General features: G+C 73.3%; 18 protein-coding genes. 7 read left to right on the forward strand and 11 right to left on the reverse strand.

From position 1 onward, the window contains the following. Nucleotides 1-8 precede the first annotated feature (8 nt). The 3 genes from STRAU_RS40375 to STRAU_RS19310 all read left to right on the forward strand — a co-directional run bounded on the left by STRAU_RS40375 (nucleotide 9) and on the right by STRAU_RS19310 (nucleotide 2436). A complete protein-coding gene (locus STRAU_RS40375) occupies nucleotides 9-170 on the forward strand; it encodes a DUF2293 domain-containing protein (protein WP_016642052.1) in 162 nt (53 codons plus the stop codon). Nucleotides 171-384: 214 nt separating this feature from the next. Next, complete coding sequence (locus tag STRAU_RS19305) at nucleotides 385-864, forward strand: anthrone oxygenase family protein (RefSeq protein WP_016642053.1); 480 nt, start codon at nucleotides 385-387, stop codon at nucleotides 862-864. 81 nt (nucleotides 865-945) lie between these two features. After that, nucleotides 946-2436, forward strand: coding sequence for a glutamate synthase subunit beta (locus STRAU_RS19310; RefSeq protein ID WP_016642054.1), 1491 nt, complete (start codon nucleotides 946-948; stop codon nucleotides 2434-2436). 252 nt (nucleotides 2437-2688) lie between these two features. Here the strand turns inward: STRAU_RS19310 and STRAU_RS19315 are convergent, their stop codons facing one another. The 3 genes from STRAU_RS19315 to STRAU_RS19325 form a co-directional block, all read right to left on the reverse strand. Next, nucleotides 2689-3531, reverse strand: coding sequence for an SAM-dependent methyltransferase (locus tag STRAU_RS19315; RefSeq protein WP_016642055.1), 843 nt, complete (start codon nucleotides 3529-3531; stop codon nucleotides 2689-2691). 118 nt (nucleotides 3532-3649) lie between these two features. Beyond that, nucleotides 3650-3865: a DUF397 domain-containing protein gene (locus STRAU_RS19320; protein ID WP_052029160.1), complete on the reverse strand. Its 216-nt coding sequence runs from the start codon at nucleotides 3863-3865 to the stop codon at nucleotides 3650-3652. Nucleotides 3866-3961: 96 nt separating this feature from the next. Continuing rightward, entirely contained in the window at nucleotides 3962-4822 is an 861-nt protein-coding gene (locus STRAU_RS19325; RefSeq protein WP_016642057.1) for a helix-turn-helix domain-containing protein, read from the reverse strand. A 328-nt stretch (nucleotides 4823-5150) separates the two neighbouring features. On the opposite strand from STRAU_RS19325, the gene STRAU_RS19330 reads away from it, so the two are divergent. Both STRAU_RS19330 and STRAU_RS19335 read left to right on the forward strand, forming a co-directional pair. Then, complete coding sequence (locus tag STRAU_RS19330; protein WP_052029159.1) at nucleotides 5151-5576, forward strand: ATP-binding protein; 426 nt, start codon at nucleotides 5151-5153, stop codon at nucleotides 5574-5576. Between the two features lie 48 nt (nucleotides 5577-5624). Further along, the gene (locus STRAU_RS19335; RefSeq protein ID WP_037660439.1) at nucleotides 5625-6080 is read left to right on the forward strand and encodes a hypothetical protein; all 456 of its coding nucleotides are present in this window, start codon (nucleotides 5625-5627) and stop codon (nucleotides 6078-6080) included. A gap of 66 nt (nucleotides 6081-6146) precedes the next feature. Here STRAU_RS19335 and STRAU_RS19340 read toward each other — a convergent pair whose 3' ends face one another. From STRAU_RS19340 to STRAU_RS19355, 4 genes are all read right to left on the reverse strand, one after another. Continuing rightward, on the reverse strand, nucleotides 6147-6332 hold the full coding sequence (locus STRAU_RS19340; RefSeq protein WP_063890365.1) for a hypothetical protein: 186 nt from the start codon (nucleotides 6330-6332) through the stop codon (nucleotides 6147-6149). Nucleotides 6333-6478: 146 nt separating this feature from the next. Then, a complete protein-coding gene (locus tag STRAU_RS19345; protein ID WP_016642061.1) occupies nucleotides 6479-7129 on the reverse strand; it encodes a DUF899 domain-containing protein in 651 nt (216 codons plus the stop codon). 129 nt (nucleotides 7130-7258) lie between these two features. After that, entirely contained in the window at nucleotides 7259-8461 is a 1203-nt protein-coding gene (locus STRAU_RS19350) for a cytochrome P450 family protein (RefSeq protein WP_037660442.1), read from the reverse strand. Between the two features lie 81 nt (nucleotides 8462-8542). After that, a complete protein-coding gene (locus STRAU_RS19355; protein WP_016642063.1) occupies nucleotides 8543-9904 on the reverse strand; it encodes an amidohydrolase in 1362 nt (453 codons plus the stop codon). Nucleotides 9905-10091: 187 nt separating this feature from the next. Here STRAU_RS19355 and STRAU_RS19360 point away from each other — a divergent pair, with 187 nt between their 5' ends. After that, complete coding sequence (locus STRAU_RS19360) at nucleotides 10092-11057, forward strand: endonuclease/exonuclease/phosphatase family protein (protein WP_016642064.1); 966 nt, start codon at nucleotides 10092-10094, stop codon at nucleotides 11055-11057. A gap of 19 nt (nucleotides 11058-11076) precedes the next feature. On the opposite strand, the gene STRAU_RS19365 is transcribed toward STRAU_RS19360, so the two are convergent. Beyond that, entirely contained in the window at nucleotides 11077-12144 is a 1068-nt protein-coding gene (locus tag STRAU_RS19365) for a phosphatidylinositol-specific phospholipase C domain-containing protein (protein ID WP_016642065.1), read from the reverse strand. Between the two features lie 185 nt (nucleotides 12145-12329). Between STRAU_RS19365 and STRAU_RS19370 the strand changes: the two genes are divergently transcribed. After that, entirely contained in the window at nucleotides 12330-12806 is a 477-nt protein-coding gene (locus STRAU_RS19370; RefSeq protein ID WP_016642066.1) for a DUF3574 domain-containing protein, read from the forward strand. A 38-nt stretch (nucleotides 12807-12844) separates the two neighbouring features. On the opposite strand, the gene STRAU_RS19375 is transcribed toward STRAU_RS19370, so the two are convergent. The 3 genes from STRAU_RS19375 to STRAU_RS19385 form a co-directional block, all read right to left on the reverse strand. Beyond that, complete coding sequence (locus STRAU_RS19375) at nucleotides 12845-13279, reverse strand: hypothetical protein (protein WP_037660444.1); 435 nt, start codon at nucleotides 13277-13279, stop codon at nucleotides 12845-12847. Between the two features lie 100 nt (nucleotides 13280-13379). Then, nucleotides 13380-14723, reverse strand: coding sequence for an SWIM zinc finger family protein (locus STRAU_RS19380; protein ID WP_016642068.1), 1344 nt, complete (start codon nucleotides 14721-14723; stop codon nucleotides 13380-13382). Continuing rightward, on the reverse strand, nucleotides 14720-16750 hold a 2031-nt coding region (locus tag STRAU_RS19385; protein ID WP_037660445.1), incomplete at its 5' end, for a DEAD/DEAH box helicase. The genes STRAU_RS19385 and STRAU_RS19380, both read right to left, overlap by 4 nt.

Here is a 16750-nt window from a genome sequence, read left to right on the forward strand (position 1 = left end):
CCACGGCCGTGACGGCGGCGGTGATCGCCGCGGTGCGGCACACGGACACGGAGTACGACGGGCTGCTGATGCGCGGCGTGCCACGGGGTGAGGCGAGACGAGCCATCGCGGGGGCGGTGGCGGAGCGGCTGCGGGAGTGGGAGGGACCGGGAGGCGGACTCGGCGCGTGAGGCGGGGCGCGGACGACGCGGCGACCCGCGTGCGACACGGCACCCCGCCCAAGACGCCCGCGTATGGCTCTGCGGGGTCCGCGTATGGCGTGGAGCGCGCCGTGGTCATTGACTGTTCTCAGACAGTTCTTGACTGTTCTCAGGCAGTTCGCGCCATGCCGGAGCCGGCGCGGCGTGCCGACCGCCAGAGGCCGGACCCACTCAGGGAGTTGCCATGATCGACGGACCCTACTTCGTGCTCACCGTGCTCGGTGCGGTCGCCTGCGGCCTCGTCGCGGGGGTGTTCATCGGCTTCTCCACCTTCGTGATGAAGGGCCTCGCCGCGCTGCCGCCGGCGCAGGGCGTCGCCGCGATGCAGGCGATCAACGTCGCGGCGGTCAAACCGGCGTTCATGGCCGTGTTCATGGGAGCGACGGGCGTCAGCGCGGTGCTCGCCGTGGTCACGTTCGTGGTGTGGCCGGACGAGGGCACGGTGGAGCTGCTGCTCGGCTGCGCGCTGTATCTCTTCGGCTGCTTCGGCGTGACCGTCGCCGCGAACGTGCCGCGGAACGACGCGCTGGCGAAGGTCGACCCGGCGTCCGAGCACGGCGCCGAGTACTGGCGTACGTACGTGACCGAGTGGACGATGTGGAATCACATCCGCACCGCCGCCGCCACCGCCGCGACCGTGTGCCTCGTCCTCGGCCTGACCTGAGGCGTTTCCGGTCCACATGCCGCCCCCACCGCCCCGACGTACCGTGGCTGGAAGACGCGCCCTACGCGTAGGGAGGCGGCCATGGCCGACCCCAAGGGGTTCCTGCGGCATCCGCGCCGGGAGTGGCCGCGGCGGCCGGTGGGTGAGCGGGTCAAGGACTGGGACGAGGTGTACGTCCCCGGCGCGCTGCTGCCCCTCGTGGAGCCGCAGGCCGAGCGGTGCATGGACTGCGGGGTTCCGTTCTGCCACGAGGCATGTCCGCTGGGGAACCTGATCCCCGAGTGGAACGATCTCGTCTCGCGCGCGGACTGGCACGCCGCCGCCGAGCGGCTGCACGCGACGAACAACTTCCCCGAGTTCACCGGGCGGTTGTGCCCGGCGCCGTGCGAGGCGGGCTGCGTGCTCGCCATCAACCAGCCCGCGGTGACCATCAAGAACGTCGAAGTGGCCATCGCCGACCGCATCTGGGCGGACGGCCTCGCCGCGCCGCGGGCGCCGCAGCGGCTCACCGGGCGGACGGTGGGGGTCGTCGGTTCGGGGCCCGCGGGGCTCGCGGCGGCACAGCAGCTGACGCGGGCGGGGCACACGGTCGTCGTGTACGAGCGGGACGACCGCGCGGGCGGGCTGCTGCGGTACGGGATCCCCGCGTTCAAGATGGAGAAGCGGCACCTGGAGCTGCGGCTCGCGCAGATGCGGGCCGAGGGCACGAAGTTCCGTACGTCGACGGAGGTCGGCCGGGACATCGGCGGGGCGGCGCTGCGGGCCCGCCACGACGCGGTCGTGCTGGCCGTCGGGGCCACGGCGTGGCGGGAACTTCCGGTGCCGGGCCGGGAGTTGGACGGCGTACGGCAGGCGATGGAGTATCTGCCGCCGGCCAACCGGGTGTGCGAGGGCGACCTCGACGTCTCCCCGCTGTCCGCCGCCGGCAAGCACGTGGTGATCGTGGGCGGCGGCGACACCGGCGCGGACTGCCTGGGGACGGCGGTGCGCGAGGGCGCCGCGTCGGTCACGCAGGTCGACATCCGCAGCCTGCCGCCGGCCGAGCGCGACGAGGAGGCCGACCCCTGGCCGTCCTACCCCACCGTGCACCGGGTCTCCCCCGCCCACGAGGAGGCCGGCGAGCTGGGCTTCGCGCAGGAGTCGGACGCCGACGCGCGCCTGTTCGCGGCGTCGACACTGCGGTTCGCCGGGGACGCGGCGGGCCGGGTGCGGGCCGTCCACGTGGGCGCCGTGGACGCGCGGCGGCGGCCGCTGCCGGGCGCCGAGCGGGTGCTGCGGGCCGACCTGGTGCTCCTTGCGCTGGGGTTCCGGGGGCCCGAGGTGACGGCGGGCGGCGCGGTCGCGGAGCTGGGCGTGACGGTGGCACCGGACGGGACGGTGGCCCGGGACGAGGGGTACGCGACGGACGTGCCCGGCGTGTACGTCGCCGGGGACGCGGGCCGCGGCCAGTCCCTGGTGGTCTGGGCGATCGCGGAGGGCCGCGCGGCCGCGGCGGCGGTGGACCGCCACCTCATGGGCACGACGTCCCTCCCCGCACCGGTGACGGCGAAGGACCGCCCGCTCAGGGCGTGAGCGGGAGCACGGCGTGCCCCCGGCAGGGGACGTAGACCCGAGCCCGAGCGCGACCGTCAGAAGCCCCACCGTCAGAAGCGCGCCCGCCAGGAGCCCGACCGTCAGGAACCGGCCAATCTCACGGCCCGGGCACGCCCAACAGGAACCCGCCACCCAGCGCCTGAGCAACACCCGGGACACCGGGAACACCCGGACACGTGCCTGTTCGGCCCCGTGCCCCCGCCTCCCCGTGGCCGCACGGCCCAGCGCCCCTCACTCCTTGTGAGCGACCCCGCCGTATATGGGCAGCGGTCCGTCCCCCACGGGGGGCGTCGGTTCGCCCAGTTCCGGGTGCCACTCGTCGGCCACGGTCACGCCGGGCGGCACCAGGGTCAGACCGTCGAAGAAGCGGATCACCTCGGCGCGGTCGCGCAGGGCGAGGCTGAGGGCACGGGACTTGTAGAGGTCACCCGCCTTCCGCGCCTGGTCCGGGGTGAACTCACCGGTGCCGTGGGACAGCATCAGATAGCTACCCGACGGCAGCGCGGAGACCAGCTCGTCCACCACTTCGTACGCACCGTCCTCGTCCGGGACGAAATGCAGGAGCGCGACCAGCGACAGGGCCACCGGCCGGGTGAAGTCGAGGGTCTTGCGGGCCTCCGCGAGGATCGCGGCGGGGTCGCGGGCGTCGCCCTGGATGTACTCCGTGGCGCCCTCGGGAGCCGACCGCAGCAGCGCCTCTGCGTGGGCGAGCACGATGGGGTCGTTGTCGCAGTAGACGACGCGGGCGTCGGGCGCGACTCCCTGGGCGATCTGGTGCAGGTTGGGCTCGGTGGGTATGCCGGTGCCGATGTCGAGGAACTGCCGGACCCCGGCGGCGGCGAGCCATCGCGTCGCACGCTGCATGAACGCGCGATTGGCCCGCGCCACGGCCGGGATCCGCGGGTCCATGGCGACGAGCTGACGGCCCATCTCCTCGTCGACGGGGTAGTTGTCCTTGCCGCCGAGCCACCAGTCGTACATCCGCGCGGGATGCGGCTTGCTCGTGTCGATGTACGACGAGTCGCCGCCCGACGCGCCGTCCGCGTCGCCCCGAACCTGCCCCGCCCCTGCCATCTGTGGCTCCCCTGCCCCTTCACCGACGTACAAAGACCGCGACGTACAAAGCACACCGACGTACAAAATCCTTCGCCGTACAAGGCTCACCGACGCACAAAGCCCGCCCCGACACGTGTCACGACAGCAGGAAGTCCGCCTCCCCCGCCTTCGCGCCCTGTATGAACGCCCTGATCTCACCGTCGGTGTAGATCAGCGCGGGCCCGTCGGGGTCGGAGGACTGCCGGACGGCGACCCGGCCGTCGGCCAGCTTCATGGCTTCGAGACAGTTGCCGCCGTTGCCGCCGCTCCACGGCTTGTGCCAGCCCTCCGCGCCGAGTTCGCGCGCGGGCATGCCGTTGTAGATGCGGGTCCCGGGGGGCCGGGAATCGGCGCGGGTGTCGGGCCGGGACGCCGGGCCCGTGCCCGCACGATGTCGATCTCGGTCCATTCACAGCTCCTTGCGGACATCCCGGAGGATCTCCTTCGTGCGTTGTGCGGTCGCGGCCTGGGCCGCCATGCGGTCCATGACCTCAAGATGGGTCGCCACCTCGGTACGGGCGTCCAGGTAGACGGCGCCGGTCAGGTACTCGCTGTAGACCATGTCCGGCAGCTCCGCCATCGCGAATCGGAAGAGCACGAACGGTCCGAAGGTGCCGGGGTGCGGACCCGCCGCGAACGGCGCGACCTGCAGTGTCACGTGCGGCAGCTCCACGGCTTCGAGCAGGCGGTCGATCTGCGCGCGCATCACCTCGGGCCCGCCGACGGGGCGGCGCAGCGCGGTCTCGTCCATCACGACCCACAGCCTCGGCGCGTCCTCGCGGCTGAGCAGCATCTGGCGCTCCATGCGCAGCGCCACGTACCGCTCGATGTCCTCGGGCCGGGTCTGGCCGATGGCCCCGGAGCGCAGCACGCCACGCGCGTAGTCCTCCGTCTGGAGCAGTCCGGGCACGAAGTGCGGCTCGTAGGACCTGATGAGGCTCGCGGCGCCCTCCAGGCTGACGTACATGCTGAACCAGCCGGGCAGGATGTCGTGGAAGCGCTGCCACCAGCCGGGTTTGTTCGCCTCCTCGGCGAGCAGCACGAAGGCGTCGGCCTCTTCGTCCGTGACGCCGTACGCCTTCAGCAGGAGCTGGAGGTACGGGATCTTCAGGGCGACCTCGGCCGTCTCCATGCGGCGGACCGTGGCAGGGGCCACGCGGAGGATCCGCGCGGCTTCGTCACGTTTGAGGCCCGCCCGTTCGCGCAGGTCCTGCAGGCGACGACCGAGAACGACCTGTCCGACGGTCGGCGCCGACCGCGGTTCGCTCACGTCCTACCTCCACCCACTTCGCGTCGCTCTCCGCATCGCTTCCGTGCGACCCGCGTTACCGTGCGTCACCGCACTTCACTGCGCGTCGCGCCAAGTCACGCCGCTTGGTGAGGCGTTGCGAGAAGTGTGCCATGCGGCGTCTCAAAGGAACACGTCACTGTGCACTTTTCAGAGTGGGTCTTGCCAAGGTGTTCGCGGCGGGGCGATAGTGGAGAGCGTGACTCCGCCCGCATCGTTAGGAACTGAAGCCACCCGAGCCCGACTTGGCGCCTTCGCCAAGGGTCGGGCGGAGGGTGGCGAGCCTTGTGTCACCTTCACCCTGGCCGCGATGCCGAGTTCCGTGGCCAGGGCCAGGCGGTTGACGCGTGAACGGCTCAGTTCCCTCGCGGTCGGCGACGACGCCTGCGACACCGCGGCGCTCGTCGTATCGGAGCTGGTCACCAATGCGATCGTGCACACCGCGAGCCGCACCGTCGTCTGCGAGATCTGTACGGGTGCCGACACCGTGCGGATAGCCATACGGGACGAGGGCTGCGGAGCGGGAGTGCCACGGCCGACGGGGCTGCGGGGGCCCGACGAGGAGCACGGGAGGGGATTGCTTCTCGTGAGCGCCGTGAGCAACGCATGGGGTGTCCAGGACTCCGGATCCGGCCTTTCGGTGTGGGCGGAGCTGCCAAGATCACCCGATCCGGCGGCGTGCGGTTTCGAGACAACGGCCGACGTCGGGGACCACGGAATGACCGACGGCCTTTGAGCCGATTGACGGGGATGCGAGTGCGACAGTGATGCGGCCGGGGGACATGTGAGCACGGGGACAGCGCGACTGTTGGAGCTTGACACCTTGGTACGGCTCTCGCGAGAGCGGGAGCGGGCGACCGGACGGCGAGTCGTGAGTGTGCAGCCAGTGGCACGGCTCGCCGTCCCCGCCGGAATGCGGCAACCCCTCGGCTGCGACGCGGTCGCCGTGCCCGCCGAGTTCGGGCCGCGGCTCCTCGACCGGCTGCCCCGGGCGGGTTGTGTGTACGAGGACGGGCCGCGCTGGTGGTGGATCGTGCCGGCGGACTCGGACGTGGCCCTGGAGTGGCCGCCGTCGGCGTTCTACTCGCCGGGGGCGGTGGTGCCGGACGCCACCCGGGAGCCGGTCCTGGTGCACCGCCCCGACGACACCGTCCCCTATACCCCGCCGATCCCCCTCTATCTGGCCCTGTGCCGGATGGCCGGGGCGGTCCCGGGGTGGGCCGGGGCCGTCCGGGCCTGAGCCGGGCTCATATCGCCTGCCGGTGCCGGGCCGACGGCACATGCCCATCGGCCCGGCGGCGCCCGGTCACGCGGCGGCGCACTCTTCCACCTCCTGGCCCCGCACGATCACCAGGAACGCGTCGGTCGCCAGATCCATCACGACCTCGGCCCGCTGTCCCTCGCCGCGTCGCGCCCTGGCGAACTCCTCCGCGGGCCACGACCCGCGCGGCCCGCCCGCCGGAAAACGCTCCAGCACTACTCGTCCGTTCATCATGTCCTTGATCCCCCGTGTGCGACTCAGTGCTACGTACGAAGCCTTCGAAAGCGAAGACTCCGCACCTAAGAGAACGCGCGAAGCACCCCCGGGGACTCGCAACGTGACGCAACCGACACGGAGTTGGGGCTATTCGGCGGTTTTCAGTACCCGAACTCCTCATATTCGTCGTGGTACTGCACGCCCCACTCGTCCTGTCGGCCGAGCGCCGTGAGGTCGAGCAGGCTGGTGGTGGACCCGAGGCCGTCGAGGCCGCGGTCGAACGTCGAGTAGGTGTGGAAGACGCGGTCGCCGTCGCGCAGGAAGCAGCTCAGGCCCGGCCGGTCGTGGACCTGCCCGTCCGCGTCGGCGTACGACGCGGCGAAGTCGCGGTTGAACTCGCCGCCGCACGCCGAGAACCAGGGCACGACCCAGCCCATGCGAGCCTTGAACGGCAGGATGCGGGTGAACGGCGCGCGCGAGACGGCGACGAACGTCGTGCCGCGGGCCCGCAGGTGCGCGAGGTGCCCGATCTGGTCGATGAACCCCGAGCAGCCGCGGCAGCCGGCGTCCCACTCGGGGGCGAACATGAAGTGGTACACGATCAGCTGGACGCGGCCGGCGAACAGGTCGAGCAGGGTCGCCTTGCCGTCCGCGCCGTCGAACAGATAGTCCCTGTCCACCTCGACCATCGGGAGCCCGCGCCGCTCGGCGTTCAGCTCGTCGCGGGCGCGGGTGGCGGCCTTCTCCTTGGCGAGCAGCTTCTCCCGCGCGGCCAGCCACTCCGCGCGCGTGACGATGTGCGGCAGTCCCATGGCGCATTCCTCCGGATCCGGTCCGCGGTTCGCGGTTCTCGGGAGGGCTGACTGGACGTCTCACAAGAACTCATCGGTCCCGTACGGGATTTCCCTGAGTTTTTCTCAGCGTCCCTGCGGAAGTGCCGCTCAGAACACCACCGGCAGCGCGAGCAGCCCTCGCGCCCGGATCGAGGGCCGCCACCGCAGCTCCTCCTCCGGTACGCCGAGCGCGAGGTCCGGGAAGCGTTCCAGGAGCGCGCCGATCGCGATCGTCAGCTCCAGACGGGCCAGCGGCGCGCCCACGCAGTGGTGGATGCCGTGGCCGAGGGCGAGGTGGCCGCTCGCGTCGCGGCCGATGTCGAGGCGGTCCGGATCGGGGAAGCGGCCGGGGTCGCGCCCCGCGGAGCCGAGGCCCAGGAACACGGTCTCGCCCGCCGCCACGCGCGCACCGCCGATGGTGAGGTCCTCGCGCGCGAACCGCCGGATGGAGAACACCGCCGAGGTGTCGTACCGCATGAACTCCTCGACCGCGCCCGGCAGTCGCGCCGGATCGGCCCGCAGGGCGGCGAGCTGCTCCGGGTGCCGAAGGAGTGCGAGGGCGGCGTTGCCGATGAGCTGCACGGCGTTCTCGTACCCGGCGAAGTGCAGCAGGAAGGCGAGCGACGTCAGCTCGTCCTCGCTGAGCCGGTCGCCCTCGTCGCGCGCCGCGATCAGGTCGGACAGCAGGTCCTCGCCCGGCTGTCTCCGCTTGTCCGCGACGAGCCCGGTGTAGAAGCCGAGCATGGCGACGACGGCTTCCTTGGCGAGGTGGGGCCGGGCGGGGTCGGGCGCGATCAGCGCGTCGGTCCAGGCGGTGAAGTCGATCCGGTGCGTGGCGGGCACGCCAAGGAGGTCGCAGATGGCGGCGATCGGCAGCGGTGCCGCGTACGCGGCCACGAGGTCCGCGCGGCCGTGGGTGCGGGCCTTCTCCTCGATGGCGTCGAGGAGCGCGTCGGCCGTGCGCCGGATGGGCTCGCGCAGGCTCTCGACGCGGTGCTTCGTGAACGCCTTGACGACCAGGCGCCGGATGCGGGTGTGGTCGGGCGGATCCATGTTCAGCATGTTCGCGTCCAGCGCGGGCGGCAGCGAGAAACCGCGGTAGCTCCCGGGCAGCGCGTGCCTCTTGTCCACCGAAAGGTGCTGGTCGGCGAGGGCCGCGCGTACGTCGGCGTAGCGCGTGACGAGCCAGGCCGGGTTGCCGTCGGGTCCGGCGATGCGCCGGACCGGGGCGGTCTCGCGCAACTGCGCGTAGGTGCCGTAGGGGTCGTTCATGAGCCCGTCGAGGGGCTCGGGTGCCGCGGGAGTCGCCATGCCCTCCACCCTAAGGAGCGCGGCGGACCGGTGATCGGCGGGCCCCGCGCCCCGGTGGGCCCTATGCCGTGGCCGCCCCCCTCACGCGTCGTACTCCTGGATCCGGCGCCCGTGCCCCCGCTCCACGAGCGCGGGCAGCCGCTCCCCCAACTCCCGCACCACGGCGGCCACATCGACCGTCAGCAGCTCGCGGTCGCGCATCAGGACGCGGCCGTCGACGATCGTCGTGCGTACGTCACCGCTGCGCGCGCTGTGCACGAGGGTGGCGGCGAGGTCGTGTACCGGCTGGGTGTGCGGTCCGGTGAGGTCGACCAGGATCAGGTCGGCGCGACGGCCGACGGCGATGCCGCCGATCCGCTCGTCGAGGCCCACGGCCCGCGCGCTCTGGAGCGTGGCGTGGTGCAGGGCTTGACGGGAGGTCAGCCAGCGCGGGTCGCCGGTGGTGGACTTCTGGACGAGCGCGGTGAGCGCCATGGCCTCCCAGACGTCGAGGGAGTTGTTGGAGGCGGCGCCGTCCGTGGCGAGGCCGACGGGGATGCCGAGGCCGGCGAGGTCACGCACGGGGGTGGGGTCCCAGGCGAACTTCAGATAGCCGCGCGGCGCGCTCGCGATGCCGACGCGCCCGGTGGCTCCGGCCAGGACGGGCAGGTCGCGGTCGACGATGCCGGTGCCGTGGGCGATGAGGACGTCGACGTCGAGCAGCCCGGCGCGGCCCAGGATCTCGATGGGCGTGGCGCCGTGCCGGGCCAGGCTGTGCTCGGTCTGGGCGCGGCTCTCGGCGGCGTGCAGATGCACCAGCAGGCCGTGTTCCCGGGCCAGTTCGGCGGTCGCGGCGAGGTCTGCCTCGTCCACGGTGTAGGGCGCGTGCGGCGCCAGGCAGGTGGTGATGCGGCCGTCGGCCGTTCCCCGGTGGCGCAGCGCGAAGTCCAGTGACGCCGCGCGTCCCTCCGGCCCCTGGGAGGAGAAGTACGCCTGCCCGAGGTTGGCGCGCAGGCCGGTGTCGGCGACGACCTCCGCGACGGTGTCCATGGCGAAGTAGTGGTCGGCGAAGGTGGTGACGCCGCCGCGGATCATCTCGGCGCAGGCGAGCCGCGCGCCCAGTTCCACGTCGCGCTCGGAGAGGTTGGACTCGATGGGCCAGACGTAGTCGTTGAACCACTCCTCCACGGGCAGATCCTCGGCGATGCCGCGCAGGGCCACCATCGGGGAGTGGGTGTGGCAGTTGATGAGCCCGGGCAGGGCCGCCTGGCCCCGGGCGTCGACGCGCTCCACGGCGTCGAGGTCCGCGACGCCGTCCGTGGTGGTGACGTCGGCGATCACCCCGTCGCGTACGACGATCGCGGCGTCCTCCGCGAAGCCGACGCGCTCGGCCGAGTCGTGAACGAGGGCCGTACAGCCCATAATGATGAGGTCGGCGGGGCCGGATGCGGCAGGCTCGGTCATCCGTTCACGGTACGGCGAGTGGGTCCGCCGTGGCCCTGTCACGGCAGGCGTTTCGGGAGCACTCTGGCGTGAGGCCGCCCGCCGTCCCGGGTGGTGTGCGCCGCCCGCCCGGCCCCCGGGCCCGCGGGGAGACCTCACGACACTGCACGACACCTCACGACACCTCACGCGGTGAAGGAGCCCCAGCATGCTCCTCGGCACCTGGAACCTGGAGAACCTCTTCCGTCCCGGCGGCCCGTCCGGGCCGACCGACAAGACGGCGTACGAGGCGAAGCTGGCCGCGCTCGCGGAGACCGTGAGCGCCCTCGACCCGAGCCTGCTCGGCGTGCAGGAAATCGGCGATCCGGCCGCCCTCGACGACCTGGCCGGGATGCTCGACGGCGACTGGCACACGGCGGTGTCGCAGCACGCGGACGACCGGGGCATCCGCGTCGGCTTCCTGAGCCGGCTCGACCTGGAGGTGCTCGCCGACGTCGAGGCGTTCCCGCCGAAGCTGCGGCCGGTGCAGGGGGACGACGCGGGCCGGCAGGTCTCCGCGACGGGCCGGGGCCTGTTCGCCGTGCGGGTCGTCAGCCGCGCCATCGCCCTGGACGCCGCCGTCTGTCATCTGAAGTCGAAGCTCCTGACGTATCCGGGCGGCCGGTTCCAGCCGCGCGACGAGGGCGAACGCGCCCGCGTCGGGGCGTACGCGCTCTACCGCCGCACCGCCGAGGCCGCGACGCTGCGCGCCCTGGCCGACCAACTCCTCGACGGCGAGGGCCGGTCGCGCGACGTGGCCGTCCTCGGCGACCTCAACGACGAGGCGGCCGCCGCGACCACCCAGATCCTGCTCGGCCCGCCGGGCTCCGAGCTCGGTACGCCCGGGCACGGCAGGCCGGACAAGGGCGACGCGACGCGGCTGTGGAACGTGGCGCCGCTGATACCTGCCGAACGCCGCTTCTCCCGCGTCAACTTCGGCCGCCGCGAACTGATCGACCACGTCCTGCTGAGCCACCGCCTGACCGGCCGGGTGGTGGCCACCGGCGAGGCGGGCACGGGCCTGCCGGAGGACACGGCGGCGCCCGCCCTGCCGTCGGTGGGCGCGGATCCGCAGGAGCGGCGGGACGCGGCGGGGTCGGACCACGCGCCGGTGTGGATACGTTTCCAGCCGTAGCGACGACCGCGGACAACGGTCAGCCGCGCGGAAGCACCGTCGAAAGCACCCCCGGCAGCGGATACCAGTCGGACGACACCACGCTGGCGTGCCGGCCCGCGAGGAGGGTGACGCGGTCGCGGGCCTGGGCCTCGGTCGGGTTCGTGGCGCTGATGGCGGGCGGCACGTTGTGGGCGTCGGACATGACGACGAGATAGCGCCGGTCGGCGTACCACTTGGTGTCGACCGACCCGCCCGCGTACACCGAGGCGTCCCCGTCGAACAGCACGAACCACGGCCGGATCGAGGCGTCCGTGTACCGCGTGCGCGGGTCGCCGGACGCGGCGCCCAGGACGGCCGGGAAGGCGGCGGCGTCGCCGAGGCGGCCGGCGGCGGCCAGGTCGCGCAGGTGCGTGGCGTACTCGCGGTCGGTCCACAGGGTGTCGGCCGGGTTGCCCTGCTCGACGGTGCCGGGGATGAGTTCGACGATGAACTTCCCGGCGAGCTCGGACCGCGTGGGCCACCCCTTCTTCCGCACGGCCTCGTCCAGACTGCCGCTGCCCTCGGCCAGCTGACCCGGCCGGTACAGGGCGTCGCCCAGCTTGCCGCGCAGCAGCGCGTCGAGGTCGGCGGGGCCGCGGCCGGCCCGACCCTGGAAGCCGTCCTTCAGCTCGACCTTCAGGAGCACGGGACGGTGGCCCGGGTGCGCGTCGTGCCATGCCTTCATGTCGGCGAGGCAGCCGTCGAGCCGCTGATCGCGGGCCTTGGTGCGCAGCTCCTCGGGCCGCTGCGCGTTCGCGCAGTTGTTGTCGTTGCCGAGCGGGTTGCTGTGCGAGACGCGCCAGCCGCCGCCGAACACGTTGGTCCACACGTCGAGTTCGAGCATCGCGGCACCGGAGTCGAGGGCGTCGGCGAAGTAGGGGTACTTCGCCTTCTCGTACGCGTTGTGGACACCGACGCCGGTGGTGGCGGCGTACGGCCGGTCGTCGGCGGCGCCCGCGGCACGGCCCTCGGCGACGGCCGCCCCCGGGGCACCGGCCACCACCCCCACCACGGCGCCCGCCACCGCGATCCCCGCCACCACCGTACGTACCGCCGATGCGCGCACCGTCGTCCTCCTCCGTCACACCCGTCAAGTCAGGTGAAACGTAAGGGATTCGTGTGGCGAACCGGAAGACGACGACTTACGGCCAGACCTCGCGTCGCTCCCCTGGGGAGCCGAACGCGTCCTCTACCGTTTACGCCCGTCGACGATCAGCGCTGCCCGCGCCCACGCCCGAAAGGCAGGACCTCATGGCCCTCACCCTCACGCTCACCGGCCCCCGGATGGCCCTGGCCGCGACGGCGGCCGTCCTCGCGATCGGCGCGCCGACGGCGTACGCGGCACTCGACTCCGACGACCCCCGCCCCGCCGCCGCCCAGGCCACGCCTCCCCGCGGCGAGCCCTTCGTCGAGACCCGCCTCTTCTTCGGCACCGAACGCCCCGACGGCGGCCCGGACGTGACGGACAAGCAGTTCATGAAGTTCATCGACGACGACGTCACCCCCGGCTTCTCCGACGGCCTGACCGTCCAGCAGGGCCGGGGCCAGTGGAAGGACAGCAACGGCAAGATCGAACGGGAGCGCTCCTACGAGCTGATCCTGCTGTACCCCACGGCGGAGGCGAAGAAGCGCGACGTCCTGATCGAGGAGATCCGCTCCGACTACGAGAAGAAGTTCGCGCAGGACTCGGTGGGGCGGCTGGACGACCGGGCGCGGGTGGACTTCTGACGGGCGAGGACGCCCGGGCACGCCTGGGGGCCGTCCGACTACCCGAGCTGGACGTCCCCCACGGTGTGGGCCTGGATCACATTCCCGTGCTGTACACCGCCGGTGATGCGGTTGCTCACGCTGCCACCGCGTCCGGAGCTCCCAGCGTCGGGCGCCAACTCGTCCAGCAGCAGCCGTAGTTCCGCGGCCGCCTCCGGATCGGCGCGCAGCGCCCGGCGCATCCGGTTCCGCCACTCGGCCTGCACGTCGGCGACGGCGCCGTCGTCCTCCGCGTCCCGTGCGGCGACCAGTTCCTCGCGCGCCTCGTCGAGCTCCCCGGCGACGGCGACGGTGTCCTCTTCGTTCCCGGCCGGGCGCCGCCGCGTGAAGAACCCCACGGCCCGGTCCCGCGCGTGCGCCCACCCGTCCCCGACCATCGACTGCACCAGCGCCGTGGCTCCGGCTGTCGCGAGGGCGGTCAATTCTGCGTCCACGGGGTCTCCTTCGTCGCCGCTGCTGGAGAGTCAACGGTAGCGGCGATGTCCCCGCACGCACCGGCCGCGGCGAAACCCGGGGCCGGGGGGCCGAGGACGCTCAGGAGCCGAGCAAGCCCGTGCAGGCGCCCACCGGGTCCTCGTCCGGCGGGCCCTCCGGCCACCAGTCGGTACGGCCCCCGTGGGTCTCGCCGCGGTACGGGTACCAGCGGCCGTCGTGGCCGTAGCGGAGTTGGAGGGTGCCGGTGGGGTCCGTGAGGTGGTTGTGGTGGATGGTCATGCGGGGGAGGTCCGCTGCGGCTAGGGCGCCGCGGGCGCGGTCGAAGGGGCCCGCGGGCGGGTCCCAGGGGGACTCCAGGACCGCCAGGCCCTCCTCACCGCCCTGGCGCCAGGCCGCCGCCGCGCGGGACAGGTCCGTGGGGGTGCGGCCCACCGAGTCCGCCAGTGCGGCGAATTGGCGGCTGAAGGTGCGGCGGCCGGTCAGGCCGGGGTGGGAGGCGGCCAGGCGCACCGCGTCGTGCCAGGGGTCCGGCGCGACGAAGGCGGGCGCGCCCCACTTCAGGTACGCGTGCGCCCGCGCCACCGCGTCCGTCGCCAGGAATTCCAGCGCGGTGGCGTCGGGGGCGCCGGGCAGGGCCGGGAGGAGGGGCGGCTCGCCGGGGTACGGCGGGGCGGGGAGCGGGGGTGGGAGCGGAGGGCGGTAGTCGGTGGCCAGGGCTTCTCGGGCGGGGATGGAGGGGAAGGAGGGGGGCGGGGCGGGCGAGGAGGGAAGCGCGGGAGATGAGGGCGGGGTCGGGGCGGTTGCGGGAGCGGGGCGCGCTGGGGCCCGCTCCGCCTCTCCCGCCGCCGCGCGCGCGTTGCGCCGCGCCAGTTCCTCCAGTACGTGCGTCTCCTCGCCTCCTCGTACGAGGAGGAGGACGAAGGGGTCGGCGTCCAGGATGCGGGCCGTCTGGTACGTGAGGGCCGCCGCGTGTTTGCAGGGGTGGCCGCGGTCGGGGCAGGTGCAGGAGGGGACCAGGTCGCCGCGGCCGGGGAGGAGGGGGACGCCGGTGTGGTCGGCGGTGGCCGCCAGGGCGTGCGGCATGTCCCGGGTGAGGAGGGCCGTGAGGTGCGCGGGGTCCGCCGTGGCCGCGTCGAGGAGGCGGTCCCAGTCGTCGGGGGTGAGGGTGCGCATGCGGAGTTCGGCGCGGTAGGGGCGGGGGCGGCTGCCGTGGACGTACGCGACGATGCGGCCCGGCTCGACGGTGATCGTGTCGACGTGGCCCTCGCGGGCGTACGCGCGCCCCCGGGCGAGGCGGGCCGGGTCCAGGGCCGAGTCCTCCAGGGCGGCGATCCACGCGTTGCCCCACCACGAGGAGGCGAAGGGCGCGTGGGGGTCGGTGCGGGGCGGCAGGGGCGGGAAGGTCCGGGGCCGGCCGCCGCCCGAGCGCAGTCCGGGGCTCATCGCGCCCTCCGCAATGTCACCAGGTCGGACAGCTCCGCGTCCGACAGTTCCGTGAGCGCCGTCTCTCCGCCCTCACCGAGCACCGCGTCCGCCAACGCCTGCTTCGCAGCGAGGAGTTCGGCGATGCGGTCCTCCACCGTGCCCTCGGTGATGAGGCGGTGGACCTGGACGGGCTGGGTCTGGCCGATGCGGTAGGCGCGGTCGGTGGCCTGGTCCTCGACGGCGGGGTTCCACCAGCGGTCGTAGTGCACGACATGGCTCGCGCGGGTCAGGTTCAGGCCGGTGCCCGCCGCCTTCAGGGAGAGGAGGAAGACGGGCACCTCGCCCGCCTGGAAGCGGTCGACCATCGCCTCGCGCGCGGCCACCGGCGTACCGCCGTGCAGGAGTTGGTTCGGTACGCCGCGCGCGGTGAGGTGGGACTCGAGGAGCCGCGCCATTTCGACGTACTGCGTGAAGACCAGGACCGAGCCGTCCTCGGCCAGGATCGTGTCGAGGAGTTCGTCGAGGAGTTCCAGCTTCCCGGAGCGGGAGCGGCCGGCGCTCGTGCGGGTGGCGCCGTCCTTCAGGTACTGCGCGGGGTGGTTGCAGATCTGCTTGAGCGCCATGAGCAGCTTCATGACCAGGCCGCGGCGCGCGATGCCGGCCGCCGCCTCGATGCGGGCGAGCGTCTCGCGCACCACCGCCTGGTAGAGCGCGGCCTGTTCGCGGGTGAGCGGGGCGGGGTGGTCGGTCTCGGTCTTCGGGGGCAGTTCGGGGGCGATGCCCGGGTCCGACTTCTTGCGGCGCAGCAGGAAGGGGCGCACCAGGCGGGCGAGGCGCGCCACCGCCTCGTCGCTCTCGGCGGAGCCGCCGGTCTCGGCGAGGCGGGCGTGCCGGGCGCGGAACGCCTTGAGCGGGCCGAGGAGTCCGGGGGTGGTCCAGTCGAGCAGGGCCCACAGCTCGGAGAGGTTGTTCTCGACGGGCGTCCCGGTGAGCGCGACCCGCGCCGCCGCGGGGATGGTCCGCAGCGCCTTGGCCGTGGCGGCGTGCGGGTTCTTCACGTGCTGCGCCTCGTCGGCGACGACCAGGTCCCAGTCGCGCGCGGCGAGTTCGGCCGCGCTGGTGCGCATCGTGCCGTACGTGGTGAGGACGATGGCGCCGTCCGGGATCCCGTCGAGGCCGCGGCCCGCGCCGTGGAAGCGGCGTACGGGGACGCCCGGCGCGAAGCGTTCGATCTCGCGCTGCCAGTTGCCGAGCAGCGACGTGGGGCAGACGACGAGGGTCGGTTCGGGGCGCGCCCGGTGCAGGTGCAGGGCGATCAGGGTGACCGTCTTGCCGAGCCCCATGTCGTCGGCGAGACAGCCGCCGAGGCCGAGCGAGGTCATGCGGTCGAGCCAGGCGAGGCCGCGGAGCTGGTAGTCGCGCAGGGTGGCCTTGAGGGCGGGGGGCTGCGGCACGGGACGCGGTTCGCCGGTGAGGCGTTCGCGTACGCGGGCGAGGGCGCCCGTCGGCACGGCCGCGACGCGTTCGCCGTCCACCTCGGCGGCGCCGGTGAGCGCGACGGTCAGGGCGTCCACGGGGTCGAGCAGGCCGAGATCGCGCTTGCGTGCCTTGCGTACGAGGGCGGGGTCGACCAGCACCCACTGGTCGCGCAGCCGGACGATGGGGCGGTGCGCCTCGGCGAGGGCGTCCATCTCGGCCTCGGTCAGCGGGATGTCTCCCGGGCCGTCCGCGCCCTCGCCCCCTTCGCCCGCCGCGTTCCCGTCGCCGCCGCTCAGCGCCAACTGCCAGCGGAACTCCAGGAGTTGTTCCGTCTTGAAGAAGTCGAAGTTGTCCGCGGCGGTGCCCGGCGCGGGGCGCACCACGGCGGTCGCGGTCAGCTCGCGGGCCAGCTCCCGCGGCCAGTGCACGGCGACCCCGGCCGCGCCGAGCCGGGCCGCGGCGGCGCCGAGGAGGTCGTACAGCTCCTGGTCCGTGAGCGGGAGCACGTCCGGGCGCGGCCGGTCGAGGAGGCGGCCGAGCGGCGGCCAGACGCGGCCCGGCGCGGC

The organism is Streptomyces aurantiacus JA 4570 (assembly GCF_000414115.1).
Taxonomy (GTDB): domain Bacteria; phylum Actinomycetota; class Actinomycetes; order Streptomycetales; family Streptomycetaceae; genus Streptomyces; species Streptomyces aurantiacus_A.

Coding starts and splice junctions, on each gene's coding strand:
- STRAU_RS19305 (WP_016642053.1), top strand. CDS start 385: ATGATCGACGGACCCTACTTCGTGCTCACCGTGCTCGGTGCGGTCGCC.
- STRAU_RS19310 (WP_016642054.1), top strand. CDS start 946: ATGGCCGACCCCAAGGGGTTCCTGCGGCATCCGCGCCGGGAGTGGCCG.
- STRAU_RS19315 (WP_016642055.1), bottom strand. CDS start 3,531: ATGGCAGGGGCGGGGCAGGTTCGGGGCGACGCGGACGGCGCGTCGGGC.
- STRAU_RS19320 (WP_052029160.1), bottom strand. CDS start 3,865: ATGCCCGCGCGCGAACTCGGCGCGGAGGGCTGGCACAAGCCGTGGAGC.
- STRAU_RS19330 (WP_052029159.1), top strand. CDS start 5,151: ATGCCGAGTTCCGTGGCCAGGGCCAGGCGGTTGACGCGTGAACGGCTC.
- STRAU_RS19340 (WP_063890365.1), bottom strand. CDS start 6,332: ATGAACGGACGAGTAGTGCTGGAGCGTTTTCCGGCGGGCGGGCCGCGC.
- STRAU_RS19345 (WP_016642061.1), bottom strand. CDS start 7,129: ATGGGACTGCCGCACATCGTCACGCGCGCGGAGTGGCTGGCCGCGCGG.
- STRAU_RS19350 (WP_037660442.1), bottom strand. CDS start 8,461: ATGGCGACTCCCGCGGCACCCGAGCCCCTCGACGGGCTCATGAACGAC.
- STRAU_RS19355 (WP_016642063.1), bottom strand. CDS start 9,904: ATGACCGAGCCTGCCGCATCCGGCCCCGCCGACCTCATCATTATGGGC.
- STRAU_RS19360 (WP_016642064.1), top strand. CDS start 10,092: ATGCTCCTCGGCACCTGGAACCTGGAGAACCTCTTCCGTCCCGGCGGC.
- STRAU_RS19370 (WP_016642066.1), top strand. CDS start 12,330: ATGGCCCTCACCCTCACGCTCACCGGCCCCCGGATGGCCCTGGCCGCG.
- STRAU_RS19380 (WP_016642068.1), bottom strand. CDS start 14,723: ATGAGCCCCGGACTGCGCTCGGGCGGCGGCCGGCCCCGGACCTTCCCG.